General features: G+C 68.4%; 17 protein-coding genes, 2 tRNA genes and 2 pseudogenes. 5 read left to right on the top strand and 16 right to left on the bottom strand.

Annotated elements, in window-relative coordinates; genetic code table 11:
- Nucleotides 1-9 precede the first annotated feature (9 nt).
- On the top strand, nt 10-594 hold the full coding sequence (locus Vqi01_RS14710; protein ID WP_204035345.1) for a GNAT family N-acetyltransferase: 585 nt from the start codon (nt 10-12) through the stop codon (nt 592-594).
- A gap of 63 nt (nt 595-657) precedes the next feature.
- On the opposite strand, the gene Vqi01_RS14715 is transcribed toward Vqi01_RS14710, so the two are convergent.
- The 11 genes and pseudogenes from Vqi01_RS14715 to gyrB form a co-directional block, all read right to left on the bottom strand.
- Nucleotides 658-1,668 (bottom strand): CU044_5270 family protein, encoded by a 1,011-nt coding sequence (locus tag Vqi01_RS14715; protein WP_204035346.1) that lies wholly within the window; start codon nt 1,666-1,668, stop codon nt 658-660.
- Nucleotides 1,668-2,222: an RNA polymerase sigma factor gene (locus Vqi01_RS14720; protein WP_204035347.1), complete on the bottom strand. Its 555-nt coding sequence runs from the start codon at nt 2,220-2,222 to the stop codon at nt 1,668-1,670. The genes Vqi01_RS14715 and Vqi01_RS14720 overlap by 1 nt, the downstream gene beginning before the upstream one ends.
- Before the next feature lie 116 nt (nt 2,223-2,338).
- Entirely contained in the window at nt 2,339-3,487 is a 1,149-nt protein-coding gene (locus tag Vqi01_RS14725) for a beta-propeller domain-containing protein (RefSeq protein WP_204035348.1), read from the bottom strand.
- Nucleotides 3,484-4,002 carry a SigE family RNA polymerase sigma factor gene (locus tag Vqi01_RS14730; RefSeq protein ID WP_204035349.1) on the bottom strand — a complete coding sequence of 173 codons (519 nt, stop codon included), beginning with the start codon at nt 4,000-4,002 and terminating at the stop codon, nt 3,484-3,486. Before Vqi01_RS14730 ends, Vqi01_RS14725 begins: the two co-directional genes overlap by 4 nt.
- Nucleotides 4,003-4,753: 751 nt before the next feature.
- Nucleotides 4,754-4,829 (bottom strand) — tRNA-Ala (locus Vqi01_RS14735).
- A gap of 25 nt (nt 4,830-4,854) precedes the next feature.
- Nucleotides 4,855-4,983: a DLW-39 family protein gene (locus tag Vqi01_RS30760; RefSeq protein WP_217705935.1), complete on the bottom strand. Its 129-nt coding sequence runs from the start codon at nt 4,981-4,983 to the stop codon at nt 4,855-4,857.
- Nucleotides 4,984-5,027: 44 nt separating this feature from the next.
- Nucleotides 5,028-5,101, bottom strand: a tRNA-Ile gene (locus Vqi01_RS14740).
- Nucleotides 5,102-5,271: 170 nt separating this feature from the next.
- Nucleotides 5,272-5,913: pseudogene (locus tag Vqi01_RS14745) on the bottom strand (DUF3566 domain-containing protein); the annotation flags it as partial.
- Between the two features lie 92 nt (nt 5,914-6,005).
- Nucleotides 6,006-6,198 (bottom strand): annotated as a pseudogene (locus Vqi01_RS31605) (DUF3566 domain-containing protein); the annotation flags it as partial.
- 4 nt (nt 6,199-6,202) lie between these two features.
- The gene (gene gyrA / locus Vqi01_RS14750) at nt 6,203-9,979 is read right to left on the bottom strand and encodes an intein-containing DNA gyrase subunit A (protein WP_204035351.1); all 3,777 of its coding nucleotides are present in this window, start codon (nt 9,977-9,979) and stop codon (nt 6,203-6,205) included.
- Between the two features lie 134 nt (nt 9,980-10,113).
- The gene (gene gyrB, locus Vqi01_RS14755; RefSeq protein WP_204035352.1) at nt 10,114-12,060 is read right to left on the bottom strand and encodes a DNA topoisomerase (ATP-hydrolyzing) subunit B; all 1,947 of its coding nucleotides are present in this window, start codon (nt 12,058-12,060) and stop codon (nt 10,114-10,116) included.
- Between the two features lie 553 nt (nt 12,061-12,613).
- On the opposite strand from gyrB, the gene Vqi01_RS14760 reads away from it, so the two are divergent.
- A complete protein-coding gene (locus tag Vqi01_RS14760; protein ID WP_204035353.1) occupies nt 12,614-13,195 on the top strand; it encodes a hypothetical protein in 582 nt (193 codons plus the stop codon).
- On the opposite strand, the gene Vqi01_RS14765 is transcribed toward Vqi01_RS14760, so the two are convergent.
- The 5 genes from Vqi01_RS14765 to dnaA form a co-directional block, all read right to left on the bottom strand.
- Nucleotides 13,186-13,773 (bottom strand): DciA family protein, encoded by a 588-nt coding sequence (locus Vqi01_RS14765; RefSeq protein ID WP_372444362.1) that lies wholly within the window; start codon nt 13,771-13,773, stop codon nt 13,186-13,188. The two genes, Vqi01_RS14760 and Vqi01_RS14765, sit on opposite strands and share 10 nt — an antisense overlap.
- Nucleotides 13,760-14,893: a DNA replication/repair protein RecF gene (gene recF / locus Vqi01_RS14770; RefSeq protein ID WP_204035354.1), complete on the bottom strand. Its 1,134-nt coding sequence runs from the start codon at nt 14,891-14,893 to the stop codon at nt 13,760-13,762. Before recF ends, Vqi01_RS14765 begins: the two co-directional genes overlap by 14 nt.
- Nucleotides 14,894-14,908: 15 nt before the next feature.
- Entirely contained in the window at nt 14,909-15,781 is an 873-nt protein-coding gene (gene gnd / locus Vqi01_RS14775; protein ID WP_204035355.1) for a phosphogluconate dehydrogenase (NAD(+)-dependent, decarboxylating), read from the bottom strand.
- A gap of 39 nt (nt 15,782-15,820) precedes the next feature.
- Entirely contained in the window at nt 15,821-16,954 is a 1,134-nt protein-coding gene (gene dnaN, locus Vqi01_RS14780) for a DNA polymerase III subunit beta (protein ID WP_204035356.1), read from the bottom strand.
- An 815-nt stretch (nt 16,955-17,769) separates the two neighbouring features.
- Complete coding sequence (gene dnaA, locus Vqi01_RS14785; protein ID WP_204035357.1) at nt 17,770-19,581, bottom strand: chromosomal replication initiator protein DnaA; 1,812 nt, start codon at nt 19,579-19,581, stop codon at nt 17,770-17,772.
- 643 nt (nt 19,582-20,224) lie between these two features.
- Between dnaA and rpmH the strand changes: the two genes are divergently transcribed.
- The 3 genes from rpmH to yidD are packed head-to-tail and all read left to right on the top strand — an operon-like array spanning nt 20,225 to nt 21,091.
- Nucleotides 20,225-20,362, top strand: a complete 138-nt coding sequence (gene rpmH / locus Vqi01_RS14790; RefSeq protein WP_074478258.1) for a 50S ribosomal protein L34 — start codon at nt 20,225-20,227, stop codon at nt 20,360-20,362.
- 34 nt (nt 20,363-20,396) lie between these two features.
- On the top strand, nt 20,397-20,807 hold the full coding sequence (rnpA, locus tag Vqi01_RS14795; RefSeq protein WP_204035358.1) for a ribonuclease P protein component: 411 nt from the start codon (nt 20,397-20,399) through the stop codon (nt 20,805-20,807).
- 11 nt (nt 20,808-20,818) lie between these two features.
- On the top strand, nt 20,819-21,091 hold the full coding sequence (yidD, locus tag Vqi01_RS14800) for a membrane protein insertion efficiency factor YidD (protein WP_204035371.1): 273 nt from the start codon (nt 20,819-20,821) through the stop codon (nt 21,089-21,091).
- The last annotated feature ends 1 nt before the right edge of the window (nt 21,092 follow it).

Raw genomic sequence — 21,092 nt, forward strand, 5'->3', positions numbered from 1 at the left:
GATGGCCGGATGCAGATCCGCGACGTTCGCCAGGCCGAGCTGACCGCCCTGCAGGACATCGAACGCGCCGCCGGAGAATGCTTCCGAGACATCGCCATGCCGGAGATCGCCGACGATGACCCGCTGCCGCTGGACGTACTCGCCCGGTACCACGAGGCAGGCCATGCCTGGGTCGCCACCGATGCCGCCGACGCGCCGATCGGCTACCTCATCGCCGACGTCGTCGACGACAACTTCCACGTCGAACAGGTCTCGGTGCATCCCCGCTGGGCACGGCGCGGCATCGGGCGTCAACTGCTCGCCCATCTCGCCGACCAGGCAACGGCTCGCGGCGTACCTGCCCTGACCCTCACCACGTTCGCCGACGTGCCATGGAACGCCCCGTACTACGCTCGCTGTGGATTCCGGGCCCTCGACGACAGCGGCCTCACGCCCGGCCTTCGGGCCGTCCGCCGACGCGAGGCCGAACATGGGCTGGACCGGTGGCCCCGGGTCTGCATGCGCCGAGACCTTTCGTTGCCGTTCGAAGGTGGGCGAAAGGTGTCCACGGCGAGCCATCGTCACCCTCGCGAACTGCCCGAAGGCGGTGTCTGAACCACGATGGCTGCGCAACGCCGACCGGGACCACCTCGTAGAAGCGGCCCCGGCACCGGCAATTCAGTTGGGTCGATCGGTCCAGGCGGTGTCGAGGATCACCTGGTACAAGCTGATCCGCACCGGCGAGAGGGTCAGCCGCTCGTGAGCGAGCAGTTCGCCTGTCTTCGGGTCGAAGATCAGCAAAGACTGCGCGTTGTGCGCGCGGTCGTCGAACGTGATGCCCACCCCCTTCCGACCGGCCCGATCGGTGACCTGGCCCCGCCACACGAACCCGGGTACATCGGCAAGGGCCCGCAAGATCTCAGTTCGCGTCTGGCGCGGGACGACATACCGCCCGTACACCGTTGCGACCTCCTTGCTGACGGCGACGCCACCGAACCTGACCTTGAGCAGTTCGTTCAGTTGTGCTCGACCCGACGGCAGCGGCGCGAGGTCCATCGGTGGCAGCACAACCCTGCCCGGTGCAGCGGAGGCGGCAGCCGTGGGTTCGAGGTTGCGCTGCCAGTAGTCCCGGGACTCCTGGTCCGGATACTGTGGCTCAAGTTGAACTGTGACCTGCTCACCGGTCCCGTCCGCCGCCTGCCAGACCTTGGTGTCGTTCGCGAAAGCGACTTGGTAGCGACCGTCGGCAGAACTCATCACCGGGTCGCCCCACGTCTTCGTGTGGTGGTACATGTACCGGCCGGTGCGGTTGTCGTGCTCCGCGTCGACGAGCCTGCTCGCCAACGCGCGGAGTTCGCTTGCAGCATCACGGGTGCCAGCACCGTACGCCACCGGCACGAGCACCACCCCCGGGTCCGCCCCGCGCGGACTGGCGACCTCAGAGGTGTCCGGGCTGGACGAGCGGAGCGTCTGGGCGATCGCTGCCGCGCCGACCGCTACGGCCAGCGTCCCGGCCGTCAGGACGAGCCTGCGGGTCGGGCGTACCTGACGGCGACGAGCTACCGGCTCGGCGACAGCCTCAACGCGGCTGATCAGCTCGTGTGCCGACAGCCGGGGTGGTGCGACGCTGCTGCCCCGGGCCGGGTCGATCGGCTTGAGGAGAGCACGGGTTCGCTGTTCTCCGAACATCACATGACCTTTCGAGGTCGAGCCAGCACCGGCTGCTGCGCCGGCGTTCCAGATCGGTGCGACATCGCGTCGTTGAGGCGCCTACGGGCGCGGTGCAAGCGGACTGCGGCGGTGGTGCGGGTGCAACCAAGAACCTGAGCGGCCTCAGCAACCGTCAACTCCTCCCAACCGACCAACCGGAGGATTTCCTGATCGAGGTCGGTGAGGGTGGCTAGGGCGGCCTGGAGATCAGCGACGCCCACCGTCGCGTCGGCACCGCACACGCCCGGCTCCTGCAAAAGGCCAGCGTCGGTCATCGGTAGTACGTCCGGTGCAGCTTTCCGAGCTCGCCATCTGTTTGCGAGCAGACGCCGAGCCACCCCGTACAGCCAGGGCAGGCTACGGTCCGGAACCTCGCGGCGACGCCGCCAGGCGATGACAAACACTTCCTGGGCGAGTTCAGCCGCCGCTCCGTCATCGGCGAGCCGGCGATGGCCGTACCTCACAACGTGTTCGTAAGAGGCCGCGTACACCCCGGTGAACCAATCCTCATCGCGCTTTTCCGGTGGGCCCATCCAAGATCTCCCCGCCTGGTTGACGAACTCTCACCCTGGCTTGTGTCACCACCGGTCCGATGATTACCGTCGACCTCCACCCGCCCCTCTCGGCGATCCGCCGCGTCGGGCAACTGTCAGAACGCGAGCTTCTCGGCGGCTGCGGCGAGATCCGCCGACGATCCGACATGCACCCGCTGGGCGGTGTCCGACCCTTCCGCGAGTTGTACCGTCTGGATCACCTCACCGGTCAGGTCGACAACCTTGATGCTGGGCCGTTCGGTGAGGTCCCGATCACCGTAGTCATACACGGTCAGGTGCTCGTTGTCGTACCAGCCCACCACGGTCCCGGCGGTCGGTACGGAGAACTCCTGTTCGATGGTGCCGGTGACGACATCCACGATCTGGATCCGGTCGTCCACAAAGGGGTTGTCCAACGCGATCCTGTTGCCGTCGGGTGAGAACCCGCTGCCGTCGCGCAGGGAGCCACCCGTGACGCGGAGGGTACGCGTCGGTTTGCCGGACAGATCGTAGAAGCCGACACCTGTCACCCGGCCCGGCTCACTCTCGCTGTCAGAAACCGAATGAGTCAGAGCAACTCCCGTTCCGTCAGGTGTCCACACGAAGACCAGGCCGTTGGTGTTCTGCGTGCTGACGTCGGGAACCTCGACCTGGCGGACGTCCAGCGTCGCCGCGTCGACCAGCAAGAAACCGTCGCCACCGCCGTGCTTCGGCCGGTTGGTGATCAGGATCTGTCGGCCGTCGGGCGACCAACTGGCACCCGAGGTGTAGCCGGCATTGCCCGGAAGCCACCGGACCTCCCCGCTCTCCCGGTCCAGCACCCCTCTCCTCGACGGGTACGCCGGGCTGTTGTCCCCCACGTGCACCACCACCTGGCTGCCGTCCGGGGATGGCACCACCTCGTTGTACGGAACCTTGTCGTACTCGCCGGTGTTCGGGTCGAGCAACAGCGAATAGTCGTCCGCCGGCCCCGGGTCTCCCGGGTTGTCAACTCCGCTGTACGCCGTCACGACGAACGGCTTGACCGCCGGTCCCTGGCCCATCACCGCGGGGGACAGATTGCCACCAGGGCTCGCCACGACACCGATCGCCACCGGCACAGCCACCAGCGCCACGGCAACCCCGGCGACGCCGGTCACCGCCAGGCGTGCGGCTCGCTGCCGGCCGGCCTTACGAATCGCCACCTGAGCCAGGTCGACCGGTGGGGAAACGTCGGTGAGCTGGTCTAGCGCTTCACGAACGGCGTTCTCGAGTTGGGTGGTCACTGGTGAACCTCCTGCACGGCAAGGTGAGTGAGCTCAGGGCAGAGCGTGCGGATCCGATCGAGGGCGCGAACGGCCTGGCTGCGTACCGTCGTCGGTTTGCAGCGCAGGATGTCGGCGATCTCCTCGTCGGGCAGGTCCTCCAGATAACGCAGCACGAGCACCGCACGCTGCTTCGGCGCCAGGCGGTCCAGGGACGCCCGCAACGCCAGACTCAGGTCGACCCGGGCGGTGGGGTCCGTGTCGGCCACATCCGGAAGCCGGTCGGTAACCACCTCCCGGCCCCGCATCGGCCGGCGCCACCAACTCACCTGCTGCCGGTAGAGCGCCCGGCGCAGATACGCCTCGGGCTGGCCGTGGCGGACCTTCCCCCAGTGCCGGTACGCCTTGGCCAACACCGTCTGCAACAGGTCCTCGGCCTGCTGCCGGTGGCCGGTCAGCGCCAGGGCGGTCCGAAACAACGCATGCGACCGCGCCCCGACGAAGGCAGTGAAGTCCTGCCGCGTCTCAAGATCCATAGAAGCTCCCGCGTGTCATGCCCCTACAAACGCGAGATCGCCATGGTTCGCTGCGTCACCCGCCCTCCGATCCTGGCCGGTTCCCACGATCGACCGGTGAACGACACCGTCGTACTGCATACGGTCACGATGCCCGCCGCCCCTGCCCTCACGCTCCGCCCTTGGCGAATGGAGGACGTTCCCGCACTGCTTGAGGTGTGCCAGGATCTCGCGATGCGTCGCTGGACGATCTCTCTCATGAGCAACGATGCTGAGGCGATGCGGTGGGTGCAGGCCCAGCAGCGAGGCTGGGTAACGGGCAACCTGTTCGGCTTCGCGGTCCTTGAGAAACGTGCTCCGATCGACAAGGTCCTGCCCGCAGCGCCGCCCGCGTTCCCTCTCGATGGCCACCTGCACACGGCACCGAGGTGCATGAAACGACGTCCGGCCGGCGCGTGCCCGCCAAGCTACCTCCGCCATCGACCGGCTTCTCGTGAGCAGCTCAGCTGCCCTCGGAGCGACATGAGCCAAGGAGAGTGCTGGTGGAGCCCATGGAGCTTGAACCCCTAACCCCTGCCTTGCAGAGGCGGGCGCTGAGCGTGACCGACAAGCGGCAACGCAGTCGTCTTTCACTCAGCGCCCGTCGTCCGCTGTCAGGGCTTACCAACGGATGTCACGCTTCTGCTGACTTCCTGCTGACGCTCAATGACGACCCTCAATCAGGAAAAGAGCCCATCAAGGGTGAAGAGAGCCGGCGACCAGGCTAGATGTGTGGTGGAGCCCAGGGGACTCGAACCCCTAACCCCTGCCTTGCAAAGGCAGTGCTCTGCCAGTTGAGCTAGGGCCCCGATGGCGGACGGTGCCGCCGATGGTTCAGCGAAGGTCCGGCGAGGTGGTCGCCTCGTGCCAGAGAGCTCGCTCGTCGTTCGCTTCCTTGATCTTCTTGGCTACCACCGCGGCCACGCCGACAACGCCGGCCAGAATCAACAGCTTCTTGAACATCGGGGCTACCCCTCACGCTCGGCGTGCCGTCGGATCATGTGCGGTGGGGCTAGCTGGAATCGAACCAGCGACCTCAGAGTTATCAGCTCTGCGCTCTAACCGACTGAGCTATAGCCCCGCTAGCGTCGAGCAAGGTTAACCCATCCGCCCACCCCGCCCCAAATCGGGGTCAGGCAGGTCGAGCACCCGCATCGTCGCTGCCGAACCTACCCGAGGACCAGCCGCAGCCACACCGAAATAAACACCGGGCCGGCCGCGGTGGCCGGCCCGGTGTTCGGGTTGTGGAGATCAGTCGCGCTCGGCGAGGGTCAGTTCGATGCCGCCCACCAGGTCGGCGCAAACGTTGTACACGAACGCCCCGAGCGTGGCCAGCGCCGTGAACAGTACGACGTTCACCAGGCCGATCAGCGCCGAGCTGAAGATCACGCCCTTCGCGGTGATCTGGAAGCCGCTGGTGCCCTGCCCGCCGCTGGCGTTGACCAGGTCACCCAGGCTGTCGTTCACGCTGGTGAAGACCCCCATCGCGTCCAGTGCCAGGTACAGCACCGAAGTCGCGACGACGATCACGATGAACAGCACCACCGAGACGGCGAACGCGAACTTCATCACCGACCAGGGGTCGATCCGCTTGAGGTTCAGCCGAGCCCGACGCGGCCCGCGCGAGGCGGCCGAGCTGACCGAGGTACGGGCTGCGCGTACCGCATCACCCACCCGCGCGGCGCCGACGGCCGCAGCGCCGACGCCCGGAGGAAGCCCTCCGCCGCTCGCCGGACGTCCGGTCCCGAACGAGCGGGTGGTGTCCGGCTTCGCCGCCGCCCCGGTGACCCTCGGCTGCGTGCCCGTCGCTCCGCTGCCGATCTTCGGCAGGAAACCCGTTGTACCCGTCGAAGACTGGCCAGGACGGCTACCGATCGGCTGGGTCGTCGACGGGGGCCCGGCGGTGGCGGTCGCCGGTGTCGCGTTGGCCTCCCCCGAGCCAGCGGACTCGGTGCCGCTCTGCTCCCCCGAAGCGGCCTCCTCGTCGTCGGTGGCCTTGTCGGGCGGCGGCGCCATGCCCGGGGCCCGGGTGAATTTCGGTGCAGGCGCGTCGGCGGGGACCGTGGCCCGGCCCACGGCCGCGCGGCCGGTCGCTGGCGCGCCGCTCTTCGCGGCCTCCTCGTCGACCGGGTTGGCCGAGGTCCCCGCGTTCCCCGACTTCGCCTGTGTCTCCGTCATTCAACTAGTCCTGTTCGTCAGGCTCGTCGGCATTGCGAGCAATCGCCACGATAGTCACGCCGTCCGGAAGGTCCATCAGCTTGACCCCCATTGTGTTCCGGTCACGCGTACGGCGTACAGGCTTCACCGGAGTCCGGATAACGCCACCGTTGCTGGTGATAGCGAACAGCTCGTCGTCCGGGTCGATCACCACCGCACCGACCAGACCACCGCGTCGCTCGGTGATCTTCGCAGTCAGCACACCTTTACCTCCCCGGCCCTGGACCGGGTATTCCTCGATCGGGGTGCGTTTCGCGTATCCCCCGTTCGTGGCCACCAGCACGTCCAGCCCCTCCCGGACGACCTCCATGGCCAACAGCTCGTCATCCTCGCTGAACCGCATCCCGATCACCCCCGAGGTCGCCCGGCCCATCGGCCGCAGCGCCTCGTCGGTGGCGTTGAACCGGATCGCCTGGGCGTTCTTGGAAACCAGCAACAGGTCGTCCTCAGGACCAACGAGCGCAGCACCGACCAGCTCGTCCTCATCGCGCAGGTTGATCGCGATGATGCCGCCGGAACGGTTGGAGTCGAACTCCTCAAGCCGCGTCTTCTTCACCAGGCCGTTCTTCGTCGCCAGGACCAGGTAAGGCGCCACCTGGTAATTCGGAATCTCGATGATCTGTGCGATCTGCTCGTCCGCTTGGAACGCGAGCAGGTTGGCCACATGTTGGCCCTTGGCCACCCTACTGGCCTCCGGAAGCTCGTACGCCTTGGCCCGGTACACCCGCCCCTTATTGGTGAAGAACAGGATCCAGTCGTGCGTGGAGCAGACGAAGAAGTGGCTGACGATGTCGTCCTGGCGGAGCGAGGCACCACTGACACCCTTGCCACCACGCCGCTGCGAACGATAGAGGTCGACCTTCGTGCGCTTCGCATACCCCGTGCGGGTGATCGTGACCACCACGTCCTCCCGCGCGATGAGATCCTCCATCGAGACCTCACCGTCGAACGGGACGATCTTAGTACGTCGGTCGTCGCCCCACTTCGCGACGATCTCACCCAGCTCCTCCGAGACGATCTTCCGCTGCCGCTCCGGCTTGGCGAGGATGTCCTTGAGGTCGGCGATCTCCAGCTCCAGCTTGGCCAGGTCGTCCAGGATCCGCTGCCGCTCCAACGCGGCGAGCCGGCGCAGCTGCATGTCCAGAATCGCGGTGGCCTGGATCTCGTCGATCTCCAACAGTCGGACCAGACCCTGCCGGGCGTCCTCCACGGTGGGCGAGCGCCGGATCAGCGCGATCACCTCGTCAAGGTGGTCCAACGCCTTGGCCAGACCGCGCAGGATGTGCGCCCGCTCCTCAGCCTTGCGCAGCCGGAACGCCGTCCGCCGGCGAATCACCTCGATCTGGTGCTCGACGTAGTAGCGGATGAACTGCGCCAGGTTCAACGTGCGCGGCACCCCGTCGACCAGCGCCAGCATGTTCGCGCCGAAGGTCTCCTGGAGCTGGGTGTGCTTGTAGAGGTTGTTCAGCACCACCTTCGCGACCGCGTCACGCTTGAGCACCAGCACGATCCGCATACCGGTACGCCCAGACGACTCGTCGCGGATGTCGGCGATCCCGCCGAGCTTCCCCTCCTTGATCAGTTCAGCGATCCGCTCGGCCAGGTTGTCCGGGTTCACCTGGTACGGCAGCTCGCTGACCACCAGCGCCGGGCGCCCGCGCTTGTCCTCCTCGACCTCGACCACAGCGCGCATCCGAATCGAGCCCCGACCGGTGCGGTACGCGTCCTGGATACCGGACTGCCCGACGATCAGCCCGTGGGTGGGGAAGTCCGGGCCCTTGACGATCTCCAACAGCGCTTCGAGCGTGGTGGCCTCGTCGGCGTCCGGGTTCTCCAGGCACCACTGCACCGCCGCACCGATCTCCCGCAGGTTGTGCGGCGGGATCTTGGTGGCCATGCCGACCGCGATGCCCTCGGAACCGTTGACCAACAGGTTCGGGATCCGCGACGGCAGGATGGTGGGCTCCTTGGCCCGGCCGTCGTAGTTGTCCTGCAGGTCGACAGTGTCCTCGTCGATGTCCCGCAGCATCTCCATCGCCAGCGGATCGAGCTTGCACTCCGTGTTGTGGCTGACGAAGCCGTCGGAGACGAAGGAGTGGTCGTCCGTATCCACCCGGATGCTGTAGACCGGCTGCACGCCCGCGTCCGCGACCTCGGCCACCTCGGCGTAGTAGAAGCGCCCGTCCACCAGCGGCTCGACCACATCGAGCACCTCGGCGTTGGTGATCCGGGCCGCGATCTCGTCCCGGTCCCGCTCCCAGCGCTCGACTCGGTCCACGTTGTGCCGGCGCAGCCAGTCCCGCTCGGTCCAGCGGCTCGCGCCGTGCCTCCGGATGAAGTCACCGACCAGCGGCACATGATCGCTGGAGAGCGCCGTGCTGCTCGCCGGCACCGACGTCAGCTCCGACTCCAGCTTGGCCTGCTTGCGGCCGAGGAAACCGACGTGGGCAGCGAAGATCCGCGCGTCGCGGCGGTTGGTGATGACGACCTTGATCTCGCCGTTGTCGTACCGGCACTGCTTGCTGATCACGCCGAACTCGAGCAGCAGCTGCTGCACCTCGCGGGCGAGGCGCTCGCTGCGGGTGGAGTACGAGATCTGGATGGTGTTGCGTGGCAGCAGCGAGGAGGAAGCGTCCCCCTCGAAGAGCGCCTGGAGGAAAGCCCGCTTGATCGCAGCCGGCCCCTGCCAGACGAACTCCGGCACGAACTTGCCGGCACTCCGAGCCCCGATCAGCTCGCCGAGAGCCGTCGTAGCGAACTGCCGGATACTGGCGCGAACCCGATGCAAGCTCTTGCCCGAGGGCATGATCTCCTCGCCGAACCAGCGCTTGCCCCCAACGGCGAGGTCGAAGGCTGCCACCACTCGCGTGAAAAACTCACGGTCCGTGTTGGCGAACTCCACCCACTCATCCGAAATCCAGCCTTCACTCACGAGCGCACCCGCGAGGACCGCCGCCTCGACGTGTTCCAGCATCGGGTAGCCGATCTCGTCCGGCACACTGCGCTGGAGGACAACCCGGTCGCCGGGAGAGATCTCGGCGAGCAGCTTCCAGAGCAGGGTCGGCACGCCGGCCACATCCACCAGGCAGAGCACCGGGTGGTTGTGGGTGCCGGTCAGCTCGTACCCCTCGCGGGTGCGCAGCCGCAGCGTCGGGTGCTCGCCGGAGTGGAAGAACTTCGAGGCCCGGACCAGGTCGCCGTTGCGGTCGCGGACCTTGAGGTCGATGTCGGTCTCACTGCTCGGCACCGCGCCGGGCACGACCTGGTCGATCCGCACGCCACCAAGAGCGGTGCGAATTCGGACATCTCCGGTCAGACAATAACGCATCGCCGCAGCTGGATCATTTCCGGGCGAACCGAAGTTTCCGTTGCCGTCGACCAGGGGGTAGCGCAGCGACCAGTGCTGGGCCATCCGGACCAGGGCGTCGTAGATGGCCGAGTCGCCGTGCGGGTGGAACTGGCCCATCACGTCGCCGACGACCCGGGAGCACTTCACGTAGCCACGGTCCGGCCGGTAGCCGGAGTCGAACATGGCGAACAGGATCTTGCGGTGGACCGGCTTGAGCCCGTCCCGGACGTCCGGCAGCGCCCGCCCGACGATGACGCTCATCGCGTAGTCGAGGTAGGAGCGCTGCATCTCCACCTCGAGCCCGACGGGCTCGATCCGGTCGTGCGAGACGACGGCGGCCTGCGCCTCGGGGACCTCGGGCTCGTTAGGTGTGGACTCGGGGGATTCGGTCACTGTTAACCCTTATCAGAGTGTGAGTCGTTTTCGTGCTGTGGATAACAGCTGTGGATACCGGCCAAGCTGTGGATAACTCTGTGGACTGACTGGCCGAACCGGACAACTCCGGCCCGGTTCGGCCAGCCGGGCCGTCAGATATCGAGGAAGCGAACGTCCTTGGCGTTGCGCTGGATGAACGAGCGTCTGGCCTCGACGTCCTCGCCCATCAGCACGCTGAACAGCTCGTCGGCGGTGGCCGCGTCGTCCAGGGTGACCTGGCGCAGGGTACGCGTGGCCGGGTTCATCGTGGTCTCCCACAGCTCCGGGTAGTTCATCTCGCCGAGGCCCTTGAACCGCTGGATGTCGTCCGGCTTGGCGTTCGGCTTCTTCTGCTGGCGCAGCGCGATCAGGCCGTCGCGCTCCCGGTCGGAGTACGCGTACTGCGCGTCATCGCCCTTCTTGTTCCACTTGATCTTGTAGAGCGGCGGGGCGGCCAGGTAGACGTGGCCCAGCTCGACCAGTGGACGCATGAACCGGAACAGCAGGGTGAGCAGCAGCGTCTGGATGTGCTGGCCGTCGACGTCGGCGTCGGCCATCAGCACGATCTTGTGGTAGCGCAGCTTCTCGATGTCGAAGTCGTCGTGGATGCCGGTGCCCAGCGCGGTGATCAGCGCCTGCACCTCGTTGTTCTTCAGCACCCGGTCGATCCGGGCCTTCTCCACGTTGAGGATCTTGCCGCGGATCGGCAGGATCGCCTGGGTGCGCGGGTCGCGCCCCTGCTTGGCCGAACCGCCCGCCGAGTCGCCCTCGACGATGAACACCTCGGACTCGCGCGGGTCGGTGGACTGGCAGTCGGCCAGCTTGCCCGGCATCGAGCCGGACTCCAGCAGCGACTTGCGCCGGGCCAGCTTGCGTGCCTGTTGGGCGGCGATCCGGGCGCGGGCGGCCTGGGACGCCTTGGTGATAATGATCTTCGCTTCGGCGGGGTTGCGGTCCAGCCAGTCGACCAGCCGGTCGTTGCAGACCCGCTGCACGAAGCTCTTGACCGGGGTGTTGCCCAGCTTGGTCTTGGTCTGCCCCTCGAACTGCGGGTTGGTCAGCTTGACCGAGATGATCGCGGCCAGCCCCTCGCGGATGTCCTCGCCGGAGAGCTTTTCGTCGCCCTTGAGCAGCTTCTTCTCCGCGCCGTAGCGGTTGACCACGCTGGTCAGCGCGGCCCGGAAGCCCTCCTCGTGGGTGCCGCCCTCGTGAGTGTTGATGTTGTTGGCGAAGGTGTAGACCGACTCGCCGTAGGACTCGTTCCACTGCATGGCGATCTCGAGCGACATGCCCTCTTCCTCGGCACCGTACTCGACCACCGTCCTGTGGATCGGGTTCTTCGAGGCGTTGAGATGCCGGACGAAGTCAGCGATACCACCGTCGTACTTGAAGGTGACCTCGCGGATCTTGCCTTCCTCGCCCTCCTCGACCCGCTCGTCGAGCAGGTTGATGGTGAGGCCACGGGTGAGGAAGGCCATCTCCTGGAGGCGTCGGTAGATGGTCTGGAAGTCGAAGTCGACGGTCTCGAAGACGTTCGGGTCCGGCCAGAAGGAGACCGCCGAACCGGTCCGGTCGGTCGGCTCCCCCTTGTCCAGGGGAGTCGGCTTGGAGTGGTGGTACTGCTGCCGCCAGACGAAGCCGTCCTTGTGGATCTCCACCGCCATCCGGGTGGAGAGGGCGTTGACGACCGAGACGCCTACGCCGTGCAGGCCGCCGGAGACGGCGTACGCCTTGCCGTCGAACTTGCCGCCCGCGTGCAGCACGGTCAGTGCCACCTCGACACCCGGCTTCTTGAGCTTGGGGTGCAGGTCGACCGGGAAGCCTCGGCCGTTGTCGGTGACCCGGATGCCCCCGTCGGCGAGGAGCACCACGTCGATGGTGTCGCAGTGGCCGGCCATCGCCTCGTCCACCGCGTTGTCGACGACCTCCCACACCAGGTGGTGCAGGCCACGCTCGCCGGTCGACCCGATGTACATACCGGGCCGCTTGCGGACCGCCTCCAGCCCTTCGAGGACGGTGATCGACTCGGCGCCGTACTGCTGATTGTCCTGCGCTGCCACCCTCGGCCACTTTCTCGCGCCGTCCGCACCGTCAGGCACGTCGGGCGCGGGTTCGGCGGGACAGGTACGCGACGTCGGCACGCGGACCGGCACCGGGGACATATTCCGGGGTACGGGTCGAACGCGCCGGTCGCCGCGGATGCCCGCGGATCGCGATCGGCTCGACCCGAGTCGGACAGTGGTCGCGGGCCCGCCAGCGGCCCCGTGACCCTTCGCTCCGCGCCGGGTCTTCGTCTCTCCCCAATCTTACTGTGCGCGGGCGATAGAACCACCAGTCGGCACCCCTTCACAGCGGCTCAGATCTACGTAGCGGGCCGAACTGCGCTATCCGCGACTCCCCCTACACGCTAGGGCGTGTTCGTCGGATCCGTCGCGTGACGGCGATGCGGTCCAGCCGGTCCGCAAATCGGTCTCGGAGGCCGGTACCGTGCACGGCGGACGTTTCCCGGCGGTCGGGCTCGCCGACCGGTCTTGATCTCTGACGGCCGGAACCGGACGATCGACACGTTTAACCCGATTGACTCGACCCCTGCTCGTTGAGAGGTGACACCAGATGGGGCTGGACAACGTCGCGGTCCAATGGCCGCGGACCGGCCGCTTCTACGACCCGGTCGCACCGGCCGAGTTCGTCGACTTCGGCGACATCGTCGACGTGCCGGGCATCTCGGCGCCGACCGCCGCGCTCGCCGAGCTCATCGCGAAGACAGGTACGGTCCGCGCCACCGGGTACACCGAAGTGGTGGATCTCATCCTCGGCTTGGACGGTGTGCTGTACGCCACCGATTCAGCCGCCGAGGACGAGGATCCGGTGATCGACCCAGACGGCTGCTCCTGGATCGCCAGCGGCATCGAGCGGTTCGTCGCGGCGCACCGGTCACACGGGGAGGCGGTCACCTTCGAGTCGGTGGGCACGGTGCTGCGCTCGTTGCTCTCCGACGGCCGCCTCGCCGAGCAGCAGCTGCGCTGGCTGGGCAGCCGGCTCGACGCCCTCCGCGACGAGAGCGGCGCGGCCCCGCAGTGGACCTTCACCTGTGCGGAGCTGAGTGTGGTGGCCGCGTTCTACCGGCGCTGCGCCGAGCGTGGTTTCGCCGTCTACGCCGAGTCCGCCGCGCCGCGGCGGGCGGGTCAGCCGTAGGTGTCGCGGGGGCCGCGACCGCGTACCCGGCGTGGCCCCCGCGACCAGGAGGGCGCGGCGGGGCCGTGGATGTGCAGCTTGCGGACCACGTTGTGGCCGACCTGACGGGCGATCTGCTGCAGCAGCGAGCCAGCGAGCAGGCGCAGCTGGGTTGCCCAGGCGGTGGAGCGAGCCTCCACGGTCAGTTCGCCGTTCTCCAGCTTCACCGGTCGGCTGTGCTGGGCCACTTCGGGGCCGACCACCCGTTCCCAGGCGCCGAAGACGGTCGCCTCGGCGGCCGGTTGCTGCCAGCCGCGGGCCTTCACCAGCCGGTCCAGCACTGCGCCGAGAAGCTGTGGGTCGCGCGGGTCCGGCCCTGGGCCGGAGTAGCCCCGTAGCCGGCGCTCGCCGTCGCCCTTCCCGGTCGTGCCGCGCCGCCGGGTCCGCCCGGCGGCGTCCCGTTTCGCCCTGGCCGCGTCCAGCACGGCGCGGGCCAGCTGCGGCCCGGACATCCCCGCCGACTCGCTCACGGCCGGTTCCCCGGCGTCGCCGGCCGGGTCGACGCCGCGCCCCGGGCGCTGCGGCTCATCTGACACGATGCACCGTCCCCTCGGTCACCTCGTAGCGGGCGCCGCGTAGGGTGGCCGGCACATCGTCGGCGACCGCGCAGGTCACCAGCAGTTGACTCGCCCCGCTGACCAGCTCGGCCAGCCGGTCTCGCCGGCCGGTGTCCAACTCGGCGAAAACGTCGTCCAGGACCAGTACCGGTTCGATTCCGTCGCTGCGCAGCAGGTCGTAGCCGGCCAGCCGGAGAGCGAGCGCGTACGACCACGACTCGCCGTGGCTGGCGTATCCCTTGGCGGGCAGCGGGCCGAGGGTGAGGGTGAGATCGTCGCGGTGCGGGCCGACCAGGGTGGTGCCCCGCTCGATTTCCGCGGTGCGGGATTCCTCCAGCGCCGCGGCGAACATCGCCGCCAGGGTCTGTCGGTCGGTGGTGGGTTCGGCCAGTTCCATCGACGGCCGGTACGCGATGGACGCCGCGCCGCGCCCGGCGGCCACCGCGTCGTACGCCTTGGCAACGTGCGGGGCCAGCGCGGCAACCAGTTCCAAGCGGCCGGCGAGCAGTTCGGCGCCGTGGCGGGCCAGGTGGGCGTCCCAGACGGCCAGGGTCGACAGGTCACCGCCCCGAGACCCTCCGGTCTTGCGGGCCAGGTACGCGGTGCGCAGCAGCGCGTTGCGTTGCCGGAGCACCCGGTCGTAGTCGGCGCGGACTCCCGCGTACCGGGGCTGGCGCAGCACCAGCAGGTCGTCGAGGTAGCGGCGACGCTCGGCCGGATCGCCTCGGACGAGTTCGAGGTCTTCCGGGGCGAACAGCACCAGCCGTAGCGCGCCGAGCACGTCGCGAGCTCGGCGGGCGGGGGATCGGCCCAGCCGGGCCCGCTTCGCCTTGCCTGGGACAATTTCCAGCTCGACCAGCAGTTCCCGGCCCTCGTGTACCACCGCGCACCGGATGACCGCGGCGGCGGCACCCATCCGCACCAGGGGCGCGTCGGTGGCGACTCGGTGCGATTCCAGCGTCGCCACGTAGCCCAGTGCCTCGACGAGGTTGGTCTTGCCGACGCCGTTGGCACCGATCAGGACATTCGGCCCCGGTTCGAGGTCGACGTCGACCCGCTGGTAGGAGCGGAAGTCGACCAGTTCGAGCCGGCGGACGTACACGAGGCTGGGTGCCGGTCAGCGCTTGCGGACGGTGTGCCCGCCGAACTGCTGGCGCAGCGCGGAGACGGCCTTCAACGCCGGCGACTCGTCCTGCCGGGATTCGAACCGGGCATACAGCGAGGCGGTGATGACGTGGAGCGGTACGGCGAGGCGGATCGCTTCGTCCACCGTCCAGCGGCCCTCGCCGGTGTCCTCGGTGTAGTCGCTCAGCTGAGCCAACTCCGGGTCCTCGTCGAGCGCGCGGTCCAGCAGGTCCAGCAGCCAGGAGCGCACCACGGTGCCTTCCCGCCAGGACTTGATCACGCCGGGCACGTTGGTCACCAGCTCGGAGGCGGTCATCAGCTCGTAGCCCTCGGCGTACGCGTGCATCAGGCCGTACTCGATGCCGTTGTGCACCATCTTGGCGTAGTGGCCGGCGCCGACCGGCCCGGCGTGCACGAAGCCGTACTCGCCCTCGGGCTTGAGTGCCTCGAAGATCGGCATGAGTCGCTCGACGTGTTCCTGGGCGCCGCCGACCATCAGGCCGTAGCCGTTCTGTCGGCCCCAGACCCCGCCGGAGACGCCCACGTCGAGGTAGCCGATGCCCCGCGCGTTGAGCCGTTCCGCTCGGGGGGCGTCGTCGCTGAACCGAGAGTTGCCGCCGTCGATGATGAGGTCGCCCTCGGCCAGGACGTCGGCCACCTCGTCGATGGTGGCGTCGGTGACGGCCGCGGGCACCATCACCCAGATCGCCCGCGGCCGGTCCAACTTCTCGACCAGCTCGGCCACGTTCGCGACGTCGCTCCGCTCCAGGTTGTGGTCCAGACCGACGACCTCGTGGCCGGCGCTGCGCAGTCGCTCGCGCATGTTGCCGCCCATCCGGCCAAGGCCTACCAGGCCGAGCTGCATCTCGTGGTTACCTTTCGTGGTGCGGGTGTGCGCTGCCGGTCAGCGGGACACGCGGATCGGCATGATGAGGTACCGGTACCCTCCGATGACCTCGCCATCCTCGCCGGCCGGAGAAATCACCGCGGGCTTGAAGGCGTCGACGAAGTGCAGGACGGCGAACTGGGCACCGAGGTTGGCCAACCCGTCGATGAGGTACTGCGGGTTGAAGCCGATGGTGAGGGGCTCGCCGGAGAAGTTCGCCTCCATCGCCTCGCTGGCTCGGGCCTCCTCGGTGCCGCCGGCCTCGACGACCAGCCCGTCGGCGCTGAAGCTGAGCAGCACCGGCGTGGTCCGCTCGGCGACCAGGGCGACGCGCTTGACCACCTCGATGAGGGTGCTGACCGCCACCCGGGCCTCGGCGTTGTGGCTGGCGGGGAAGAGCGATCGGACGGGCGGGTAGTTGGCGCCGTCGAGCAGGCGGCTGGTGGTCCGCCGGGTGCCGCCGGAGAACCCGATCATTCCTTCGCCGGCCGTTCCCTGGGAGAGGGCGAGGGTGACCTGGCCGCCGAGCGGTCCGAGCGTTTTGGCGGTGTCGTTGAGCGTACGGGCCGGCACCAGGGCGTTGATGCTGATCTCCGGGTCGTCCGGGTCCCACTGCATCTCTCGCAGTGCGAGCCGGTAACGGTCGGTGGCGAGCATGGCCAGGGTGCCACCGGACAGCTCGATCCGGACGCCGGTCATCATCGGCAGGGTCTCGTCCCGGCTGGCGGCGACGGCCACCTGCGCGACGGCGGCGGCGAACGCGGCGGCGTCCACGGTGCCGGCGCTCTCCGGCATCTCGGGCAGGGTGGGATAGTCCTCCACCGGCATGGTGGGCAGGGTGAATCGGGCACTGCCGCAGACCAGTTCGAGGTGTGCCCCGACTGCGGCGATGTCGACCGGCTTGGCCGGCAGTGCCTTGGTGATCTCGGCGAGCAGGCGCCCGGAGACCAGGGCCGCGCCGTCGGCGTCGCCCTGCACCTCGACGGTGACCTGGCTGGAGACCTCGTAGTCGAAACCGGAGACCTGCAGGCTGCCGTCGGTGACGCGCAGCATCACCCCGGCCAGCACCGGCACGGACGGCCGGTTGGGCAGGCTCTTTGCGGTCCAGGCCACGGCCTCGGCGAGCGCGTCGCGCTCCACTCGGAACTTCATCAATGCCTCCGCGTCGACGTCGACGTCGTCAACTCTCTCATGCCGGACGCTGCCCACCGACCCGCCGTCTGCGGGTACCCCTCGCACCTTAGGGCGCGAGGGTGTCGGCTGTGTGTCCGGCCCCATGGATCGTGTCGGTGCTGACAGGTGTTTCCGGCAGCTGCGGACGATCCACAGAAAGCCCAACGCCGATGATTGGTTTTTCGTTCTTTCAGAAGAGATAACCCATCGTCTTCGTCGCACCTGTGCAAACTGTGGAGAACTCGTATCGGTGCAGGTCAGATAGGTTATCCACCGGTGGTTTAGCTGTGGAGAACTAGGTGTGAAACCAGGCTGTCGATCCACAGGGGGTCCTCGTGTCCCCGGTTTTCCACCGTCGTCCACCGGTTATCCACCGGTTATCCACCGACTTTCTCCCCAGCCCTGTGGATGGGCGGACGGGCTCGGGCGACCGTCATCCCCAGAACCTTCAACAGGTCGTCCACAGGTGGGCCGCGGTCGGTGGACAACGCGACGAGTTGTCCCCAGCCGTCCCCAGGCGTCCACAACGTTGTCCCCAGCCTTTCTCCACAGGCTGTGGATAACCCGGGTCCGGCGCCGCGTCGTTGTCCACCGCCCGTGGACAACGAGCTGTGGACAACGATCGTCAACCTGGCTGGACACGCCTTCAAGCGTGTGGTCTACACCTCGTCGAGGGTCAACCGGCAGAGCGAGAAGAAGCCCGACCGGATCACCGGTCGGGCCTGTCTGGTGCCGTACGGAACGACAGCTTCAGGGGACGGGTCTGGCGCCACGCCGCGACCCGAAGCCGTCGCTCAGGTGTTCTGCTTGATCCGGTTGGTCAGCTCGGCGATCTGGTTGTAGAGCGAACGCCGCTCGGCCATCTGCTGGCGTATTTTGCGATCGGCATGCATGACCGTGGTGTGGTCGCGACCGCCGAACGCCTGGCCGATCCGGGGCAGCGACAGGTCGGTCAGTTCGCGGCACAGGTACATGGCCACCTGACGGGCGTTGACCAGCACCCGGGAGCGTGAATGCCCGCGCAGGTCCTCCAGGCTGACCCCGAAGTAGTCGGACGTGGCAGCCATGATCTGGTCGGCGGTGATCTCCGGGCCGGCGCCGTCCGGGATGAAGTCCCGCAGCACCTCCTCGGCCAACGACAGTTCCACGTTCGATCGGGTCAGGCTGGCGAAGGCGGTGACCCGGATCAGGGCCCCCTCCAGCTCCCGGATCGAGTTGGAGACCCGGGAGGCGATGAACTCCAGTACGTCCGGCGGGGCGAAGAGCCGTTCCTGGGCGGCCTTCTTCTGCAGGATTGCGATCCGGGTCTCCAGGTCGGGCGGCTGGATGTCGGCGAGCAGGCCCCACTCGAACCGGGTCCGCAGGCGGTCCTCCAGGGTGGCCAACTGCTTCGGCGACCGATCGGAGGTGATCACGATCTGCTTGTTGGCGTTGTGCAGGGTGTTGAAGGTGTGGAAGAACTCCTCCTGGGTCCGCTCGCGGTTCTCCAGGAACTGGATGTCGTCGATCAGCAGGATGTCGACGTCGCGGTAGCGGCGCTGGAAGGCGCTGGTCTTGTCGTCGCGTAGCGAGTTGATAAAGTCGTTGGTGAATTCCTCGGTCGAGACGTACCGGACCGAGCGGGCGTTGCCCAGGGTGGTGGCGTAGTGGCCGATGGCGTGCAGCAGGTGGGTCTTGCCCAGCCCGGAACTGCCGTAGATGAACAAGGGGTTGTACGCCTTCGCCGGCGACTCGGCCACTGCCACGGAGGCCGCGTGCGCGAACCGGTTCGACGAGCCGATGACGAACGTCTCGAACATGTACTTGGGGTTGAGCCGGTTGCCGCCGCTGTCCGCACCCGTCAACAGTCGCCGGTCGTCCCGGGGCCGGTGATCCGCGCCACCCCGGCCGGGTCCGCTGTCGGTGCCATCGTCGACCGGCAGTGCCCGGATGACGTGTTGGTCCCGGCCTGAGAGACCGCGATCCTCGCCGAACCGGGTACCGAAGCCACGCGGATCGTTCTCCGGCGGGCCGAAACGGCCGCCGTGGTCGGTGAAGCCGAGTCGGTCGCCGGGCGGGCGGACGGCCTCCCCGGAGGGGTCGGGCGACTCGACGAACGCGGCGCCGAAGAGAGGCTCCTGGCCGTCGGCCACGCGCGGGCCCGTACGGGGAGCCGCCTCCGACGGTGGGGCGTCGGGGGCGGGCCGGTCGAAGCGACCTGAGACGGGTTGCTCGGGAATGAGCGGAAGTTGCTGCCGGGAATCGGCCGGGGCGGGCGCGAAGCCGTCCGGGGCCTGGTCGTGATCGTCGGCGGCGGGGCCCACCTCCGGTGCGCCGCGGTAGACCGTGCCCACGGCCCGGCCGTCGTCCGGTACGCGGACGGTCACCGCGACCTGGATCGACCTGCCGAGTCGGCGACTGAGCGCCTCGGTGATGGCTGGCCGTAACCGGGACTCGATCACGTCCCGGGTGAAGGCGTCCGGCACCGACAGCAGAACGGTGTCCTCGACGATGGCCCGTAGGCGAGTCAGTCGCAGGTACGCTCGCTGCTGCGCGGAGATGATCTCGTCGGCGAGTTCTTCCGTGGTCGCCGTCCACACCGCGGCAAGGTCGGTCGTACCGGCCACCGTCGTGCCACCCCCTCGCCTCTGCTCCCGGACGCCGCCGTCTCCGGCCGTCCGGATGGCTCGTGCCGAGCGGGCGCCACCTCATCACCCGCCCGGACGTCCCACCGGTCGTTCTCCACAAGTTATCCACAGCCTGTGTACCGACCGATTGTGGCCGTCCGCCGGGCGCGGGTCGGACCTGCCCCCTGCCATGGTCGGGCGCTGAAGCGGGTTCACCGTGCCGAACGATTGACTACCATGTCCGGTCTTGCCTGCCCCGGCGACAATTCCGGACCTGGAGACGCTGACCGCAATCGGGCACGGTAACAGCGATGTCGCCGCATCATCAACCGGCGACGCACCCGCACCCTTGTCAACATGCGGGAAAATTCGCGCTCTACCGCAGGTTACCGGCGTGGCCGAGGTGGTTTGACGGTCATTGCACCCCGACCTAGGCTGGAGAGGCTGCTCTCACGCCCTCTGCTAGGGTGATGGGTGCTTGCTGTCCGCGGTCGTTTCTCCCGCTCGTCGAGGTGTCGTCGAGTGCCGGGGAGGTGTCGCACCGCCTGGGCAGCGCCGATCGGGGCCACCACAGCGGCGGCCTGGACCACCACGACCCCGGCGATCAATTCGTCCCGGGGCGTCCGACAACGGAGAGCCTGACGTGAGCAAGCGCACCTACCAGCCGAACAACCGCCGGCGCGCGAAGACCCACGGCTTCCGGCTGCGCATGCGCACCCGGGCCGGCCGCGCCATCATCTCGACCCGTCGCGCCAAGGGCCGCACCCGCCTGTCGGCCTGAGGCCGATCGGGTCTGCTCCGGGGGATGTGGCGTCGTGCTGGCAGCCGCGCAGCGACTGCGGCGCAGTAGCGACTTCGCCGCAGCGGTTCGCGGTGGTCGTCGGGCCGGCCGGGGCACCCTGGTCGTCCACCTGATCCTGCCGAGCACAGCCGGACCCACCGACACAGCGCCGAAGCCGGTGCGGGGTGGCACGGAGGCGGACTCCGCGCCGGTACCCCGCGCCGGCTTCGTGGTTTCCAAGGCCGTCGGGCCCGCGGTGGTCCGGAACAAGGTCCGCCGTCGGCTACGGCATCTGGTCCGGGACCGGCTCGACGCCCTGCCGGCCGGAAGCACCCTCGTCGTACGCGCTCTGCCGCCAGCGGCGGAGGCCACGTATCAGCGGCTCGGCGCCGATCTGGACGCCGCGCTCACCGCTGCCCGGGCCGCCCGAGGACGGCGACGGTGAGCGGCGAGCCGATGTCGCCCCGACCGGCTACCGCCGGTGCCCGGGTGCTGGCCCTGCCCATCATCGCGTACCGTCGGTGGATAAGTCCGGCTCTGCCGGCCCGCTGTCGGTTCCACCCGTCGTGCAGCGCGTACGCCCTCGAATCGATGGCGCGGCACGGTGCGCTCCGGGGGGCCGTGCTGACGGTCCGGCGGCTGTCGCGCTGCCACCCATTTAATCCTGGTGGATACGACCCGGTGCCGGAGCCGGGCGGCCGCCGAGCTGCCGACGTGACTGGAGCCTGAG

It is taken from the genome of Micromonospora qiuiae (assembly GCF_016863555.1).
In the GTDB taxonomy this organism is placed as follows: Bacteria; Actinomycetota; Actinomycetes; order Mycobacteriales; family Micromonosporaceae; genus Micromonospora; species Micromonospora qiuiae.